Source organism: Paraburkholderia sp. J94, from assembly GCF_905220285.1.
Classification (GTDB): domain Bacteria; phylum Pseudomonadota; class Gammaproteobacteria; order Burkholderiales; family Burkholderiaceae; genus Paraburkholderia; species Paraburkholderia tropica_A.
In genome coordinates this window covers 75,392-92,127 of record NZ_CAJMZH010000026.1, presented here as the reverse complement: position 1 = coordinate 92,127, position 16,736 = coordinate 75,392, and the positions used below count along the sequence as shown (strand labels likewise).

At 64.9% G+C, this 16,736-nt stretch carries 12 protein-coding genes; 9 read left to right on the top strand and 3 right to left on the bottom strand.

Annotated elements, in window-relative coordinates; genetic code table 11:
- Positions 1–65: 65 nt before the first annotated feature.
- On the bottom strand, positions 66–1,067 hold the full coding sequence (locus tag U4Y88_RS36165) for a LysR family transcriptional regulator (protein WP_310634062.1): 1,002 nt from the start codon (positions 1,065–1,067) through the stop codon (positions 66–68).
- A gap of 257 nt (positions 1,068–1,324) precedes the next feature.
- On the opposite strand from U4Y88_RS36165, the gene U4Y88_RS36160 reads away from it, so the two are divergent.
- The 3 genes from U4Y88_RS36160 (at position 1,325) to U4Y88_RS36150 (ending at position 5,722) form a co-directional block, all read left to right on the top strand.
- A complete protein-coding gene (locus U4Y88_RS36160) occupies positions 1,325–3,550 on the top strand; it encodes an FUSC family protein (RefSeq protein WP_321789733.1) in 2,226 nt (741 codons plus the stop codon).
- 242 nt (positions 3,551–3,792) lie between these two features.
- Positions 3,793–4,011 carry a hypothetical protein gene (locus U4Y88_RS36155; protein WP_224008505.1) on the top strand — a complete coding sequence of 73 codons (219 nt, stop codon included), beginning with the start codon at positions 3,793–3,795 and terminating at the stop codon, positions 4,009–4,011.
- A 184-nt stretch (positions 4,012–4,195) separates the two neighbouring features.
- On the top strand, positions 4,196–5,722 hold the full coding sequence (locus U4Y88_RS36150) for an acetyl-CoA hydrolase/transferase family protein (protein WP_224008508.1): 1,527 nt from the start codon (positions 4,196–4,198) through the stop codon (positions 5,720–5,722).
- Positions 5,723–5,816: 94 nt separating this feature from the next.
- On the opposite strand, the gene U4Y88_RS36145 is transcribed toward U4Y88_RS36150, so the two are convergent.
- Positions 5,817–6,068 (bottom strand): GlsB/YeaQ/YmgE family stress response membrane protein, encoded by a 252-nt coding sequence (locus U4Y88_RS36145; protein ID WP_124261370.1) that lies wholly within the window; start codon positions 6,066–6,068, stop codon positions 5,817–5,819.
- Positions 6,069–6,263: 195 nt separating this feature from the next.
- Positions 6,264–6,971, bottom strand: a complete 708-nt coding sequence (locus tag U4Y88_RS36140; RefSeq protein ID WP_224008511.1) for an MgtC/SapB family protein — start codon at positions 6,969–6,971, stop codon at positions 6,264–6,266.
- Positions 6,972–7,193: 222 nt separating this feature from the next.
- Here U4Y88_RS36140 and U4Y88_RS36135 point away from each other — a divergent pair, with 222 nt between their 5' ends.
- The 6 genes from U4Y88_RS36135 to U4Y88_RS36110 all read left to right on the top strand — a co-directional run bounded on the left by U4Y88_RS36135 (position 7,194) and on the right by U4Y88_RS36110 (position 16,736).
- A complete protein-coding gene (locus U4Y88_RS36135) occupies positions 7,194–8,201 on the top strand; it encodes a LysR family transcriptional regulator (RefSeq protein ID WP_224008514.1) in 1,008 nt (335 codons plus the stop codon).
- Between the two features lie 272 nt (positions 8,202–8,473).
- Positions 8,474–11,671 carry an efflux RND transporter permease subunit gene (locus tag U4Y88_RS36130; protein WP_321789731.1) on the top strand — a complete coding sequence of 1,066 codons (3,198 nt, stop codon included), beginning with the start codon at positions 8,474–8,476 and terminating at the stop codon, positions 11,669–11,671.
- 39 nt (positions 11,672–11,710) lie between these two features.
- The gene (locus U4Y88_RS36125; protein ID WP_321789729.1) at positions 11,711–12,973 is read left to right on the top strand and encodes an efflux RND transporter periplasmic adaptor subunit; all 1,263 of its coding nucleotides are present in this window, start codon (positions 11,711–11,713) and stop codon (positions 12,971–12,973) included.
- Positions 12,970–14,487, top strand: coding sequence for an efflux transporter outer membrane subunit (locus U4Y88_RS36120; RefSeq protein WP_321789727.1), 1,518 nt, complete (start codon positions 12,970–12,972; stop codon positions 14,485–14,487). The genes U4Y88_RS36125 and U4Y88_RS36120 overlap by 4 nt, the downstream gene beginning before the upstream one ends.
- Before the next feature lie 105 nt (positions 14,488–14,592).
- Positions 14,593–15,282, top strand: coding sequence for a heavy metal response regulator transcription factor (locus tag U4Y88_RS36115; protein WP_224008525.1), 690 nt, complete (start codon positions 14,593–14,595; stop codon positions 15,280–15,282).
- Positions 15,279–16,736, top strand: a complete 1,458-nt coding sequence (locus tag U4Y88_RS36110) for a heavy metal sensor histidine kinase (RefSeq protein WP_321789725.1) — start codon at positions 15,279–15,281, stop codon at positions 16,734–16,736. Before U4Y88_RS36115 ends, U4Y88_RS36110 begins: the two co-directional genes overlap by 4 nt.

Below are 16,736 nucleotides of genomic sequence, written 5' to 3'. Positions count from 1 at the left end.
AAAAGGAAACGGCCGTCCCAAGGGACGGCCGTTTTACATTCGACATCTGAAGCAACCCATCCGCCTTAATCTGCTGCCTTCTGCGTAGCGACCAGCGCATCGGGTGTCGTGATCGCGGCGGCATCGACGAGTTGTTCCTGCGTGAGCTCCTCGAGCAGCGCCATATCGCGAGCAATCACCTGCGGGAGATGCGCGCGCAAGAATTCCACCCACGTCTTCGTTTTCGCATCGACGAATTTACGCGACGGATACAGCGCGTACACGTTCACTTTCTGCAGAATGTGTTGCGGCAACACACGCACGAGCGTGCCGTTGCGCAGCCCTTCGATGGCCGCATAAACCGGCAGCATGCCGATACCCATGCCTTCGCGAATCGCCACCGCGAGCGATTCCGCGATATTCACCTGCACCGGCCCGTCGACGTGCATCTCCACGCCGCCTTCGGGACCTTCAAGCGTCCACTCATGCGCGGGCGAAGTCGGCGTCTTCAGAATCAGACAGTCGTGATGCGCCAGATCGGCGGGCGAGCGCGGCGCGCCGTGCGTATGCACATAGCCGGGCGAGGCGCACAAGATACTGCACGTCGATCCCAACTGGTGCGAGACCAGGTCCGAATTCGGCAACGAAGCCGCCGTGATCACCGAGACGTCGCTGCTGCCTTCGAACAGATCGGGCAAGCGCTGCGAGAGCGTGAGTTCGACCGTCACTTCGGGATGCATCGCGCGATACCGCGAGATCGCAGGCAGCACGTACTGCTGACCAATACTCGCGAAGCTGTGCATGCGCAACGCACCGGCTGGGCGTTCGTGCGCGCAGCTCGCTTCTTCTTCAGCGCTGTCGACGTCGGAGAGAATTTGCTTGCAGCGCTTGAGATAGCGTTCGCCCGCGGGCGTCAGCGCGAGCCGTCGCGTCGAGCGATTGAGCAAACGCGTGCGCAAATGCGCCTCGAGTTCCGAGACCGCGCGAGACATCGCGCCCGTCGTCGAATCGAGCGATTGAGCCGCGGCAGTGAAACTGCCGGCTTCGACGACGCGGACAAACACCCGCATATTTTGTAGCGTATCCATCAGACCTTCTTCTGAACGTTCTTGTTCGGTACGAAAACGATATTGTCCGCCTCGCGGGCCCTCACATTGTTGAGCGATCTGGAACGGACGTTCCCCATCCCTCCCGTTAATTCGCTCCAGCGAGGCTCCTACAATCGGCGCCTGTCGGCCAGAATCGGCTCGTTTTTCGCGAGCGCTCCGGCCCCGTGCAACCGCGTTGTTCTGCCCTGCATCAGCAGCGGCATTCTTCGTAACATTCCGAGCGTAGTCCGCCGTCCATGAACCGCCAGCCAGCGATACATCGCGCGATCGACTCGCGTCGGCGCACCGAAATTCTTTGGCGCGCGGCGCGGCGCGGCCTGCGCGAATGGCGAGCCGGTCATGGCGCGATCTGGCTGCACCTGCTGAAAACGGTCACGGCGGGTTTGCTCGCGATGGGCATTGCGATGCTGCTCGATCTCCCGCAGCCGCGCATCGCGATGACGACGGTGTTCGTGCTGATGCAGCCGCTCTCCGGCATGGTGTTCGCCAAGAGCGTGTACCGCATCGTCGGCACGGCGGTCGGGATGGTGGCGGCGGTGGTGCTCGGGGCCGTGTTCATCCAGCAGCCCGAACTCTACGTCGCGGGAATGACGGTGTGGGTCGCCACCTGTACGGCGGCCGCCATGCGGAATCGGCATTTTCGTTGGTACGCGTTCGTGCTGGCCGGCTATACCGCGGCGCTGATCGGCATCCCGCTCGTGATGCAGCCCAATGGCCTCTTTCTCGCCGCGCTCGGACGCGGGGCGGAAGTGGCCGTGGGGATTCTGTGTTCCGGGGTGGTCAGCGCCGTCATCGTGCCCCGGCAATCGGGCTCGGTGCTCGAACGCACCTTGCGCACACGGTATCTCGATTTTACTCAGTTCGCCGCGGGCGTGTTGGCGGGCGGCCTTGAAAGGGGCGCATTCGAAGGACGATTCGCGCGTCTCGTCGACGAGATCGTCGGCTTCGAAGCCACGCGTGCTTTCTCATTTTTCGAGGACCCGACGATGCGCGCGCGCAGCCAGTTGCTCGCGCGGCTCAACGGCGAGTTCATGGATGTCTGCGCGCGTCTGCACGCGCTGCGCCAGCTGAAGAAGCGGCTGCGCTGGAGCGACGAGGCGATCGCGCCGCTCGCGCCGTACTTCAGCGAGCTTGCGGCGGCGCTCGCGCAGCGTCCGCGTCAGGGCGAAACCGATCGAACGTATGCGCTGCGTCTCGCGGAAACGCTCGAAGCATTCCAGCGCACGTTGCCGCGTCATGTGCGCGAAACGCGCCGTCCGCTCGAAACGAATGCGCCCGATGTGCTGCAGGACTTCGATACCTCGGCGGAACTGATCTACCGCTTCACGGCCGAGATCGCCCGCTACAGCCGCACGTGGGCGTCGCTCACGCAGGCGGGACTGCCGCCCGAGCCGCGCGTCACGCGCTATGTGCCGCGCACGAGCTGGTACGTGGTCGCCTTCACGTTCATGCGCACGGCCGTGGTGGTTGCGGCGCTGGGCTGGTTCTGGGTGGAAACCGACTGGCCGAGCGGCGGCCTCGCGATGATCGCGGGCGCGCTCACCTGCGCGCTCACGTCGTCGGCGCCGCGCGCTACACGCATGGCGTTCCAGATGGCGGCCGGTGCGGGCTGCGCCGCGGTCGTCGGCTATCTGCTGATGTGCTACGTCTATCCGAACGTCGATGGCTTTCCGCTGCTGTGCGCGGCGCTCGCGCCCGTGCTCGCGCTCGGTGCCTTTCTCGCGACGCGGCCGCGCATCGCGGGCTTCGGCGTCGGCTTTTCGGTGTTTTTGTGTCTGCTCGCGGGGCCGGATAACGTCATCTCGTACACGCCCGATCTGCTGATCAACAACGGCCTCGCGGTCGTGGCGGCGATGGTGGTGGCCGCGCTCGCGTTCGCCGTGGTGTTCCCGCCGCATATGAACTGGCTCGTGGCGCGCATGTGCGTGGCGCTGCGCGGCCAGGTCGTGCTCGCATGCCGGGGCGATTTGCCGGGGCTGAACCAGCAGTTCCAGTCCGGCGCGCACGACCTCATGCACCAGTTGCGGCTGCTGCTCAACGGCCGCAAGCAGGCGCACCGGCGCGCGCTGCGCTGGATGCTCGTGACGCTCGAAGTGGGCCACGCAGTGATCGACCTGCGCAACGAGGTGGAGCACGCAGCCTGGCTCGATCTGGTCAATCCGCGCTGGCGCGTGAGCTTCGGGCATCTGCTCGACGATATCTCGCGTCTGTTCGAGCACCCCGACGCGGCGCAGCTCGACCGCACGCTGATCGCCCTGCGCGCGGCCACGTGGATCGCCCAGGAGGCACTGCCGGCCGTCCACCACGACCGCGAGCGCCGCCACGACGTGCAGCGCATCCTCAGCCATCTGCACTTCATCCGCAGCGCGCTGATCGACCGCGACGCGCCGCTCGGCGCCCTCGCGCGTCGCGCCGTGCGGGGTCGGCCGTTCTGGCCGAAATCGCATTCGAATTCGCATTGATCTCGCATTGATCTCGCATTGGAATTCGCACTGAATTCGAATTAATTTCGCATCCGGTTCACATTCTTTTCAGTTTTATTTCGGGTTGATTTCAAACGGAAACCGGATTTAGCCATGGCCGCGCGCGCGATCCTGGCGCGGCGTGGAAGAATGCCTTCCATCCGGGCTTCTTAATCATTCCAGGCGTGAGTCATATAGTCACATCACTGCTTCGGCAGTACCCGTTAGCACTGGAGAGTAAAATGAAGTCCCTGAAGATCGCTGTTGTTGCCTGTTCGCTGTTTGCCGCCGCCGCTGCTTATGCGCAGAGCGACGCACCGGCAGCGAGCGTCCCTCAGCAGGTCGCACAAGGCGCGGTTCAATCGACTGCGCAAGCGCCCGCGCGCGAAGTCGCGAAGTCGGCCGTCAAAGACGAATGCGTCGGACCGGTCAGCTTCTGCAACATTTATTTTGGTAGCTGAAATCGAGTAACCGCCCGCTATGCGCTGGCGCACGCTTGAAATTCTTGCCGCGGCGCCTGCGAATCGGGTCCCGCGGCTTTGCGCATTTCGGCTGCAAAACTGTTTTGCAATTTCCGTAAATGCAAACCGCCGAAGCGAGACCTGAAAAGGGCACTTGGCGATCAGAGAGTTTGTGGAGACTTTGATGTACGAAGACCGTATCCGTTGTGCCGCCCTGCGCGGGAAGATCACCTCGGCCGCTGAAGCGGCTCAACTCGTGCGCAATGGCATGCGCGTGGGCGCCAGCGGCTTTACCCGCGCCGGCGACACGAAGGCCGTGCCGATCGAACTGGCGCGCCGCGCGCGAGAAGAGAAAGAGCCGCTGCGCATCACGCTCATGACCGGCGCCTCGCTCGGCCACGACGTGGACCGCATGCTGACCGAAGCGGGCGTGCTCGAACGCCGTCTGCCGTTCCAGGTGGACACCACGCTGCGCAAGGCCATCAATCGCGGCGAAGTGATGTTCGTCGACCAGCATCTCTCGGAGACCGTCGAGATGCTGCGCGCGAATCTGCTCGGCAAGCTCGATCTCGCGATCATCGAGGCCGCGGCCATCACCGAGACCGGCGCCATCGTCCCCACGACTTCGGTCGGCAATTCGGCGAGCTTCGCGATTCTCGCGGAGAAGGTGATCGTCGAAATCAATCTCGCGCAGCCGCTCGGTCTCGAAGGCCTGCACGACGTCTGGATTCCGGGCCGCCGCCCGCATCGCGATCCGCTGCCCATCGTGCGCGTGAACGATCGCGTGGGTACGCAGGCCATCGAGATTCCGCCCGAGAAGATCGCGGCCATCGTCATCACGAACGAGCCGGACAGCCCCTCGACCGTGCTGCCCGCCGACGAGGAAACCGCGCGCATCGCGGGCCATCTGATCGACTTCCTGCAACACGAGGTGAAGCACGGCCGCATGAGCGCGCAACTGCCGCCGCTGCAAGCGGGCATCGGCACGATCGCGAACGCGGTGCTGTCGGGCTTCGTGAACTCGCCGTTCGAAGCGCTCACGATGTACTCGGAAGTGCTGCAGGACTCGACCTTCGACCTGATCGACGCGGGCAAGATGGTGTTCGCCTCGGGCGCTTCCATGACGCTCTCCGCGCCGCGCCAGGCGCAGGTGCTCGCCGAACTCGACCGCTATCGCGACAAGCTCGTGCTGCGTCCGCAAGAGGTCAGCAACCATCCCGAAGTGATCCGTCGTCTGGGTCTCATCGCGCTGAACACCGCGCTCGAATGCGACATCTACGGCAACGTGAATTCGACGCACGTGGGCGGCACGCACATGATGAACGGCATCGGCGGCTCGGGCGACTTCGCGCGCAACGCGTCGTGCGCGATCTTCGCGACCAAGGCCATCGCCAAGGACGGCAAGATTTCGAGCATCGTGCCGATGGTGCCGCACGTCGATCACAACGAGCATGACGTCGATGTCATTGTGACCGAGCAAGGTCTCGCCGACCTGCGTGGCCTCGCGCCGCGCGAACGTGCCGCGCTGATCATCGACCGCTGCGTGCATCCGCTCTATCGCGATCTGCTGCGCGACTACTATCGCGATGCGCTGAAGATCGGCGGCCAGACGCCGCACAATCTCGCGAAGGCGTACGAGATGCATCTGCGCTACAACGAAACGGGCTCGATGCTGCCGGAAGCGGGCGAGGGTCTCGTTGCGAATGCGTAAGCATCGCTAAGTAAGCACGTTTAGATAACGCGCACAAAAAACGGGAGCACCTGCGAAGGTGCTCCCGTTTTCTTTTGGGCAATGCCGCGCGACGCTACGCTCGCCGGAACAGCCGGATCACGAACAGCAGAATGACCGCACCGACGATGGCCGTGATGATCGAGCTGATCATGCCGCCGCCGATGTTGATGTGCAGAACGCCCGCGAGCCAGCCGCCGATGAACGCACCCACGATGCCGACGATGATGTCGACGATCAATCCGAAGCCGCCGCCCTTGACGAGCAGACCGGCGAGCCAACCCGCGATTGCGCCGATGATGAGCCAGCCAATGATGCCGTGTTGCATGTTGGATTCCCCCTTGTTGGCGTGAACGAGTCACGGTGTATCGAGCTTAGCCCAGGGGCGTTTTCGCGTCCACGAAAGCGGGCCAGAATTGACAGTTCTTGAAATCTGCCGCGGCCCGTTTCAGAAAGTGCAACGAAACGGAAATGCGATAGTAAGGATTGCGTGGGGAATTCGTAGGCGTCGCGAGCCGGAAATTTACTCCGGCGCGGCCTCGGTTTCCGCGGCGGTCCAGCTCACGCTGGAGACGCCTTTTTCCATGCTCAAACGGCTCGCCATCTGTTCGAGCTTGGGCTGGTATTTTGGATGCAGGCGCAGCGTCGCCGTCACGCGCAGGCGCTGCGGATGACCGTCCACGTCTTCGCTCGTGAGGCTCTGGAACGCGAGCGGCGTCGAGTACATCGAATTCGAAAGCACCGTGCGAATGTGAATCTCGTCGTCCTCGCGGCACACCACGGTCAGCACGTAGACGCTCACGAGATCGGCGTTCGACACCGGCGATTGATTGATGATGCGGCTCACCTCGCGCAACACCGTGTTCGTGAGCAGCACGACCGCCGTGCCCGCGATGGCCGGCACGTAATGACCCGCGCCGCACAGTACGCCCACGGCCGCCGAGCACCAGAGCGTGGCGGCGGTGTTGATGCCCTGAATCGAGCCCTTGTCGCGCATGATCACGCCGCCGCCGAGAAAGCCGACACCGGAGACCACGTAGGCCGCGATCTGCGTGACGCCGCTCGATCCGTTGCCCGTGAGCACGCCGAGCGTGACGAACAGACACGCGCCGCTGGCGACGAGCGTGATGGTTCGCAGGCCCGCCGTGCGCTGGCGCATCTGGCGTTCCAGTCCGATGGCGACGCCGCAGGCGAACGCCGCGAGAAGGCGCAAGGCGAATTCGTAATTCATCGTTCTGTCATCAAAAACGGCACGCGGGATGCATCGTCGGGCGCGCGAGCGCCATGCGATCCGCCGTGCGGTGGCGCCGTGGATCATACGCGGGAGCGCACGGCAAGCCAAGCTGGCGCGGCTGTCATTTACAGGTCAGCGTCCAGCCACGGCTGCCAGGCGAGACTGGCGATTCACAATGAATCAAGCCAGACAGAGCAAGACGATGGAGAGGAGTCGCTGATGGACACGCTGCGCAACATGCGGATTTTCGTGAGGGTGGTGGAGTCGGGCAGTTTCACGCGCGCCGCCTCGAACGAAACGATGACGACGGCGCAAGTCTCGCGCGCCGTGACGGACCTGGAGTCGCGTCTGCGCACGCGGCTGCTCAACCGCACGACGCGGCGCATGTCGCTGACCGAAGCGGGCGAGCGCTATCTGCAAAGCTGCAAGCGCATTCTCGCGGACATCGATCAGGCCGAAGCCGAGGCCGCCGCCGCGCACGCGAATCCGGCCGGCAAGCTGCGCGTCTACGGCGGCACGAGTTTCGGCCAGCACTATGTGATGCCGCTGATCGCGCGCTATCAACAGCATTTGCCTGATGTTTCGGTCGACTTGACGATCGCGCAGCAGATGCCCGACATCATCGAGGAAGGCTTCGACGTGGCCGTGGTGGTGGCCGCCGAACTCGAGGATTCCGCGCTGATCTCCCAGCATCTGGGCAGCACCGCCGCCATTCTGTGCGCGTCGCCCGACTATCTGCGCGCGCGCGGCGTGCCGCTCGCGTTCGACGATCTCGAAGCGCACACCTGCCTGCATCTCACCGATGCGAGCCTGACCGCCGGCCAGTGGGTGTCCGAAGGGCCGCAAGGCGAGACCTTCCGCCATACCGGCGTCACGCCGTTTCAGGTGAACAATCCCGAGGCGCTCGCGCTCGCCATTCGCGAGGGCATGGGCATCGGGCCGCTGCCGGTGCCGGTGGCGCTGCCCGGACTCGCCGACGGCTCGCTCGTGCGCGTGCTGCCGTCGCATCGTCTGCAAAAGCTGAATATCTTCGCGCTCTACGCTTCGCGCCGTTATCTGGACGCGAAGATACGCACCTTCGTGGAGTTTCTGCGCGAGAAGGTGCCGCTCGTGCTCGCCGAGCAGGAAGCGGCGCTCGCGGTGTGTGACACGCCTGCTGCGGGCCGCCGCGCGGCGGCGCACGCGCGCAAGGTGCGCGAGCCCGATCGTTTGCGCCTCGTGAATTGAAGTCCGCGCCTCGCAGGGGCGAGGCGCGTCGCCTGGTTGGCTCGAAGACGCTGCGCGAGAAGCGCGGGCGCGGCATGGCGTGTGCCTGTCCGCGACGGCTGTCAAACGCGCCATCTTCGCGCCACGCATGCGCCACCGCGATTGCCTATGATGCGGACCCGCTTGGGATCGATGTGAACTCGATCTGAACCCGATATGAAGCCCGGCCGACCGGCGCCCGCAGCGTCGTTCTCCTGGTCCGTGCCGTCACCACCGCTCGCACAACCTGCCCCATGTGGATCGTCAATCTCGCGCTGAAGCGGCCCTACACGTTTATCGTGATGGCCATCCTGATCGTGCTGGCCACGCCGTTCGTGCTCATGTCGATGGCCACCGACGTGCTGCCGAACATCAACATCCCTGTCATCAGCATCATCTGGTCGTACACGGGTTTTTCCGCGCAGGACATGGCGCAGCGCATCACCTCGGTCAACGAGCGCAGCCTCACGACCACGGTCAGCAACATCGAGCACATCGAGTCGCAGTCGCTGCCCGGCATCGCCATCATCAAGCTGTTTCTGCAACCGGGCGCGAGTTTGCAAACCGCCATCGCGCAGGCCGTGGCCTCGGAACAGGCGCAGCTCAAGCAGATGCCGCCGGGCGCGACGGCGCCGCTCGTGATCAGCTATTCGGCGTCGAGCATTCCGGTGATCCAACTGGGTCTATCGAGCAAGTCGATGAGCGAGCAGGCGCTCGCCGACATCGCGATGAACTTCCTGCGCCCGCAGCTCATCACGATTCCAGGCGCGCAGGTGCCCTATCCGTATGGCGGCAAGACGCGCGTGATTTCGGTGGATATCGACACGCGCGCGCTAATTGCCAAAGGTCTCACGCCCGCCGACATCGTCAATGCCGTGAACACGCAGAATCTGATTCTGCCGACCGGCACCGCGAAGCTCGGCCAGACGGAATTTCGCGTCGATACCAACGCGTCGCCGGACACGATCGCGGGCCTGAACCGCATTCCCGTGCAGACCGTGAACGGCGCGACCACGTATCTCGGCGATGTCGCGCACGTGCGTGACGGCTTCACGCCGCAGACCAACATCGTGCGCCAGGACGGCCAGCGCGGCGTGCTGATGTCGATCCTCAAGAGCGGCGACGCCTCGACGCTGCAAGTGGTGGGCGCGCTCAAGGATCTGCTGCCGAAAGTGCGCGACACGCTGCCCGCCGATCTCGTGATCCAGCCGCTGTTTGACCAGTCGATTTTCGTCTCGGCGGCGGTGCAGGGCGTGGTGCGCGAAGCGTTGATTGCCGCCGTGCTCACGGCCGCGATGATCCTGCTGTTTCTCGGCAACTGGCGCAGCACGCTGATCATCGCCGTGTCGATTCCGCTGTCGATTCTCGCCTCGATCATCGCGCTCTACGCGCTCGGCGAAACCATCAACATCATGACGCTCGGCGGCCTCGCGCTCGCGGTGGGCATACTCGTCGACGACGCCACGGTGACGATCGAAAACATCGAACGGCACCTCCATTTAGGCAGCGATCTGCACACCGGCATTCTCGAAGGCGCGGGCGAAATCGCCGTGCCCGCGCTGGTGTCCACGTTATGCATCTGTATCGTGTTCGTGCCGATGTTCTTTCTCACGGGCGTGGCGCGTTTTCTGTTCGTGCCGCTCGCGGAAGCCGTGGTGTTCGCGATGATCGCGTCGTACATACTCTCGCGCACGCTGGTACCGACGCTCGCGATGCTGCTGTTCGCGGGCCACGATCCGGCCGCGCATACGCAGTCCGGCGCGCGCGTGTCGGCTTTCGCGCGCGTGCATCTGCGCTTCAATCATTACTTCGAACGTGTGCGCGCGAATTACATCGCGCTGCTCAGTTTGCTTCTCGCGCGCCGACGCCTGTTCGGCAGCGCGTTTCTCGCGTTCTGCGTGCTGTCGCTCGCGCTCGTGTTCTTCCTCGGCCGCGATTTTTTCCCGTCCGTCGATGCGGGCAATATTCGCCTGCATATGCGCGCGCCCACGGGCTTTCGCATCGAGGAAACCGCGCGTCTCGCGGATGAAGTCGAGAAAACGATACGCACCGTCGTGCCGCCCGATCAACTCGCGACCATCGTCGATAACCTCGGTTTGCCGTATAGCGGTATCAATCTTTCGTACAGCAATTCGGGCACGATGGGCACGCTCGACGGCGAAATCCAGATTGCGCTGAAACCCGATCACGATCCTTCGCGCATTTACATCGACAAATTGCGCACGCTGTTGCCGCAGCGTTTTCCGGGCATCGAATTCTTCTTCCAGCCCGCCGACATCATCACGCAGATTCTCAACTTCGGGCAGCCTGCCGCCATCGACGTGCAGGTCGTGGGCTCGGATCTGAACAAGGACATGGCGATCGCGAGCACGCTGCTCAAGCAGGTGCGCCAGTTGCCGGGCGCGGTCGATGCGCATATCCAGCAGCGTAACGACGAGCCCGCGCTGATGCTCGCGATGGACCGCTCGCGCATGCAGCAATTGAATTTGAGCCCGCAAATCGTGGCCCAGGATGTGTTGATCGCGCTCTCGGGCAGTTCGCAGACCTCGCCCGCATTCTGGGTCAGTCCGCAGAACGGCGTGGAATATCCGCTCGCGGTGCAGACGCCGCAATATCGCGAAGCGTCGGTGAACGAAGTGATGAACACGCCGGTTTCCGCGCACGCGAGCACGGCGAACGCGCCGCTGCAACTCGTGAGCAATCTCGTGCAGCTCAAGCCGCACGACGGCCCGGCGCTCGTCACGCACTACAACATCCGTCCGGTGATCGACGTGCTCGTGAGCGTGGAAGGCAGCGACCTCGGTTCGGTCGGTTCGCGCATCGACGACCTGATCAGAAACGTGCAGGCGCATGCGCCGCGCGGCACCACGCTCACGATGCGCGGGCAGATCGGCACGATGCGCTCCTCGTTCATCGGGCTAGGCGTGGGGATTGCGATGGCCGTGGTGCTCGTCTATCTGCTGATCGTCGTGAACTTTCAGTCGTGGGCCGACCCGCTCATCATCATCAGCGCCTTGCCCGCCGCGCTCGCGGGCATCGCGTGGATGCTGTTCATCACCGGCACGCATCTGAGCGTGCCCGCCTTGACGGGCGCGATCATGACCGTGGGCGTGGCGACCGCGAACAGCATTCTGGTAGTGGCGTTCGCGCGCCAGCGACTCGCCGCGGGCGCGACGCCGCTGGCCGCCGCGCTCGAAGCGGGCGCCACGCGCATCCGCCCCGTCTTGATGACCGCGTTCGCGATGATGATCGGCATGGTGCCGATGGCGCTCGGTCTCGGCGAAGGCGCGGAGCAGAACGCGCCGCTCGGCCGCGCCGTGATCGGCGGGCTGCTGTTCGCCACCGTTTCGACGCTCCTCTTCGTTCCGCTCATGTTCGCGACGGTGCATTCGCGACTCGCGCATCGCGCCGAAGCCCGGCGCGAACGCGAGGCGCAACGCCGCCGCACGTGATGCAAGGACGCTCGACAACCGCATACTCTGGCCGATGACATGAACGAACCTCACCACCATTCTTCCCTCGATATCACCGTGGGCGGCGAGCAGGGCATGGACCTGCCCGCGCGCGGCCAGGCCGGCAAGCGCGCGCGTCTCGCGGTGATCGTGGTCGGCGTGCTGCTCGCGGCGGGCGCCGCGCGCACCATCGTCTCCAATGTGATGAACGCGCATCATCTCGCCGATGTGACGAAGCAGAACGCGCAGCAGTACGTGAGTGTCGTGCTGCCGAAGGCGGCGGGCGCGGACGGACGCATCGTGCTGCCGGGCACGCTGCGCGGCTATGTGGAAGCGCCGATCTATTCGCGCGCGAGCGGCTACGTGCTCAAGTGGTACGCCGATATCGGCGCGCACGTGCAGCAGGGCCAGTTGCTCGCGGAGATCGACACGCCCGAGATCGATCAGGAACTCGCGCAGGCGCAGGCGCAACGCGATCAGTCGGCGTCGACGCTTTCGCTCGCGAAGACCTCGTTTGCGCGCGCGCAGCAGTTGCGTCAGCGCGATGCGGTCTCGCAACAGGAACTCGACGACCGCCAGGGCGCGTACAACCAGGACGTCGCCAATCTCGCTGCCGCCGACGCCAACGTGCGCCGCCTGCAACAGACCAAATCGTTTCAGCGCATCGTCGCGCCGATCACGGGCGTGATTACACAGCGCAACGTCGATATAGGCGATCTCGTGAATTCGGGCAACGGCGGCGCGGGACATGCGCTGTTCGCGATCGCGCAGTCCGATCCGCTGCGTCTTTATCTCGACGTGCCGCAAAGCGATGCGCCGCATGTCGCGCTCGGCCAGCATGTGAGCGTGACCCAACAGGAAATGCCGGGTGTGACCTTTGACGGCACGGTCACGCATACGTCGCAGGCCATCGACGTGGCGACGCGCACGCTGCAGGTGGAAATCACGCTGCCGAATCACGACGGCAAGCTGCTGCCGGGCGCGTATGTGCAGGCCGCGCTGCAAACCGATTCACACGGACTCCTGACGGTTCCGGGCAACGCGCTGCTGTTCCGCTCGGAAGGACCGCGCCTCGCGGTCGTCGACGCGGACGGCAAGATTCGCTTGAAGCCGGTGGAGATCGCGCAGGATCTCGGCCAGACGCTCGAAATCGGGCACGGCATCGAGGCGACCGATCGCGTCGTGCTCAATCCGAGCGATTCGATCGCCGATGGCGACAGCGTCGTGGTGGTCGCGCCGCGTGCTGGCGGTGCGAACAATGCAAATGGCGCGAATAACGCCGCGAAGCGGAGCACGACGTGAGCGCGGCGAGTTTTCCTTCGAAGGCGCGCGCGCTGCTGACGCTGGTCGGCGTGGCGGGGCTGGCCGCCTGCACGGTCGGCCCCGACTATCAGAAGCCGCAGACGGCGAGTCCGGCCGCGTGGCGCGTCGATCCCGCCGACGCCTATTGGCACGCCGCGCAGCCTTCGCACGCGCCGCTCGATCCGCGCTGGTGGACAGCGTTCGACAACCCGGAACTCGACGGACTCGAAGACGCCGCGCTCGCCGAAAACCAGACGCTGCGCGTGGCCGTCGCGCACTACGCACAGGCGCGCGCGACGCTCGGTTCGGTGTCGTCGCAACAGGCGCCGCAAGTGTCGCTCGACGCGGGCCTCGCGCGCGAGCGCATCTCCGCGAACCGGCCGCAGACGACTTACGCGACGCCGAACATGTCGACCGTGCAGAACGACATCAAGGTCGGCCCGACCATCAGCTACGAGCTGGACCTGTTCGGGCGCATCCGGCGCATGGTGGAGTCGGCGCAGGCATCGGCGCAAGAAGCCGGCGACGATCTCGCGAACGCGCGCCTCGTGCTCACCGCCGAACTCGCGACCGATTATTTCGCGCTGCGCGAACTCGACGATGAAATCGACGTCGTGAATCGCTCGATCGCGTTGCAGCAAAAGGCGCTCGACTTCGTGAATGCGCAGCACGATCTGGGCGCGGTCTCGGGCCTCGATCTGTTGCAGCAGAAGGCGCAACTCGACGCCACCAAAACGCAGGTGCATCTGCTCGAAAACCAGCGCCAGCAGGATCAGAATGCGATTGCCGTGTTGATCGGCAAGCCTGCGCCCGAGTTCGCGCTCGCGCCGAAGGTCACGCCGCTGCCCACGCCCGCGCTGCCCACGGGCCTGCCGAGCGAGCTGTTGCAGCGTCGGCCCGACGTGGCGTCCGCCGAGCGCGCGATGGCGGCGGCCAACGCGCAGATCGGCGTGGCGCGTTCGGCGTACTTCCCGGACGTCACGCTCTCGCCGACGCTCGGCTGGGAATCGACGCGCTTCAGCAACCTCTTTTCGGTGCCGAGCCTGATGTGGTCGCTCGGCGCGAGCGCGGGCGAGGTGCTGTTCGACGGCGGCAAGCGTTCGGCGGGCGTGGATTACGCGCAGGCGGGCTACGAGTCGGCGCAGGCCTCGTATCGTCAGACCGTGCTCACGGCGTTCCAGGAGGTGCAAAATGCGGTAACGGGGCTGTCCGTGCTCGAACGCGCGTCCACCGACGGCCAGTCCGCCGTCGACGACGCGCGCCAATCGTTCGAACTCGCCAACGACCGCTATCAGGGCGGGCTCGTCGCCTTCATCGACGTGCTCAACGCCGAGCAGCAACTGCTTGCCAGCGAGCGCCAGGAAGTGCAGATTCACGGACAACAGGCCGCCACGGTGGTATATCTGGCGAAGGCGCTGGGCGGCGGCTGGAGCGCGGACGACCGCGCGCTGGCCTGCAGCATGGGCACCTGCCGCGAGACGCCCGCACCGGGCGCGGCGGCCAGCAAGGGTTAGGCTAAATGCGCGAGCTTTTAAGCGTGTAAGCGCAATGAAACGCAAGCGGTAACACAAGATGATTCGACGCGGCCCAGGAGGCCGCGCACGAAGCGGAGGGCAAGCATGAAAGTTCTGGTGATCGAAGACGAACGCAAGGTCGTCGACTATTTGCGCAGCGGGTTGAGCGAGCAAGGCTGGATCGTCGACGTGGCGATGGACGGCGAAGAGGGCGCGTGGATGGCGACCGAGTACGACTTCGACGTGATCGTGCTCGACGTGATGCTGCCGAAGCTCGACGGATTCGGCGTGCTGCGCGCGGTGCGTGCGAAGAAGGACACGCCGGTCATCATGCTGACCGCGCGCGATCGCGTGGACGATCGCGTGCACGGTCTGCGCGACGGCGCCGACGACTACCTCACCAAGCCGTTCTCGTTTCTCGAACTGGTCGAGCGGCTGCGCGCGCTCACGCGGCGCGCCCGCGCGCAGGAATCCACGCTCATTTCCGTGGGCGATCTGCAGGTGGATCTGATCAGCCGACGCGCGACGCGCGACGGCGTGCGTCTCGATCTCACGGCGAAGGAGTTCCAGTTGCTCTCGGTGCTCGCGCGGCGGCGTGGCGAAATTCTCTCGAAGACGCTCATCACCGAACTCGTCTGGGACGTGAACTTCGAAAGCAACGCGAACGTCGTCGAAACGGCCATCAAACGGCTGCGCGCGAAGCTCGACGGACCGCACGCGGCGAAGCTGCTGCACACCATTCGCGGCATGGGCTACGTGCTCGAAGTGCGCGAGGACGGAGGCCAGCTGTCATGAAGCGCTCGATCTCGCTGCGGTTGTCGGCGATGTTCGCAGCGGTGTCGCTGATCGTCTTCACGCTCACCGGTACGGGCCTCTTTCTGCTGATGCAGCGCCAGTTGATCAACGAATTGCGCGAGACGCTCGACACGCGCGCGCGCATCGCGAGCCTGATCGTCTCGCACGCGCCCGACGAAAAGAAATGGGCCTCGGTGCAGGAGAAGCTGCGCGATCTCTCGCCCACCGACAGCCGCATGCATTACTACGTCGAAGGCCCCGATCCGCGCTTTCGCTTCGGCACGCCGATCGTCGGCACGGTCACGGGCGAGGCGGGCAACAATCATCAGCTCGTGCGGCCGCCGGGCTGCAATTACGACATCATCGTGACCAGCATGACGGTGCCCGCGAGCGGCGACCGTCCCGAAGTGAAGCTCGTGGTGGGCAGCGATTGCGTGCGCACCGAGAGCATGTTGCGGCGGTTCGGCATCGCGCTGGGCGTGCTGATCGCGCTCTCCACTATCGCGGTCGCGCTGCTCAGCCGCGCGGTCACGCGCTTCGGTCTCGCGCCGCTCACGCGGCTCTCGCGCGAGGCCGCGCAACTGAGTCCGTCGAACCGGCGTCAGCGTCTGCATTCGGGCGAGCTGCCCGAGGAATTGCACGAACTCGCGACCTCGTTCAACGGCGCGCTCGAACGTCTCGACAAGGCCTACGAGCGCCTCGAATCGTTCAATGCCGATGTGGCGCACGAACTGCGCACGCCGGTGAGCATCCTGATCGGGCAGACTCAGGTGGCGCTCACGCGCGATCGCTCGGTGGAGCAGTTGCAGCAGACCATGCAATCGAATCTTGAGGAATTCGAACGATTGCGCGTGATCGTCAACGACATGCTGTTCCTCTCGCGCAGCGACCGCGGCGAACGCGCGACCGAACTCACTGAAGTCTCGCTGCGCTGCGAGGTCGAGCGCATGCTCGAATTCCTCGATATGCCGCTCGAAGAAGCGCAACTGAGCGTGCAGGTGCAGGGCGATGCGCGCGCGTGGGTCAACACGTCGCTGATCGGGCGCGCGGTGAGCAATCTGTTCGTCAACGCGATTCAGCATTCGCCGCCCGGCACCGTATTGCAGGCGACCATCGCGCCGCAGGACGGGCATGTGGAGATTGCCGTGTCGAATCCGGGCGAGCCGCTCGATCCCGATGTGCGCGAGCATATTTTCGACCGCTTCTATCGCATTCAGGAAGCGCGCTCGAACAGCCACGAGAATCACGGCCTCGGCTTGTCGATCGTGAAGGCTGTCGCGGAGATGCATGGCGGCACGGTGTTCGTGCGCAGCGCCAACGGCATCAATACGTTCGGCTTTTCGGTGGCCGCGCAGGGCGGCGCGGCGGCGTATCCGAATCTGGCGACGGGGCCGGTCGAATCGAACGCGCCGCGTCAGGGACGCGCGGGCTTGCCGCTGCACGTTTCATCGTGA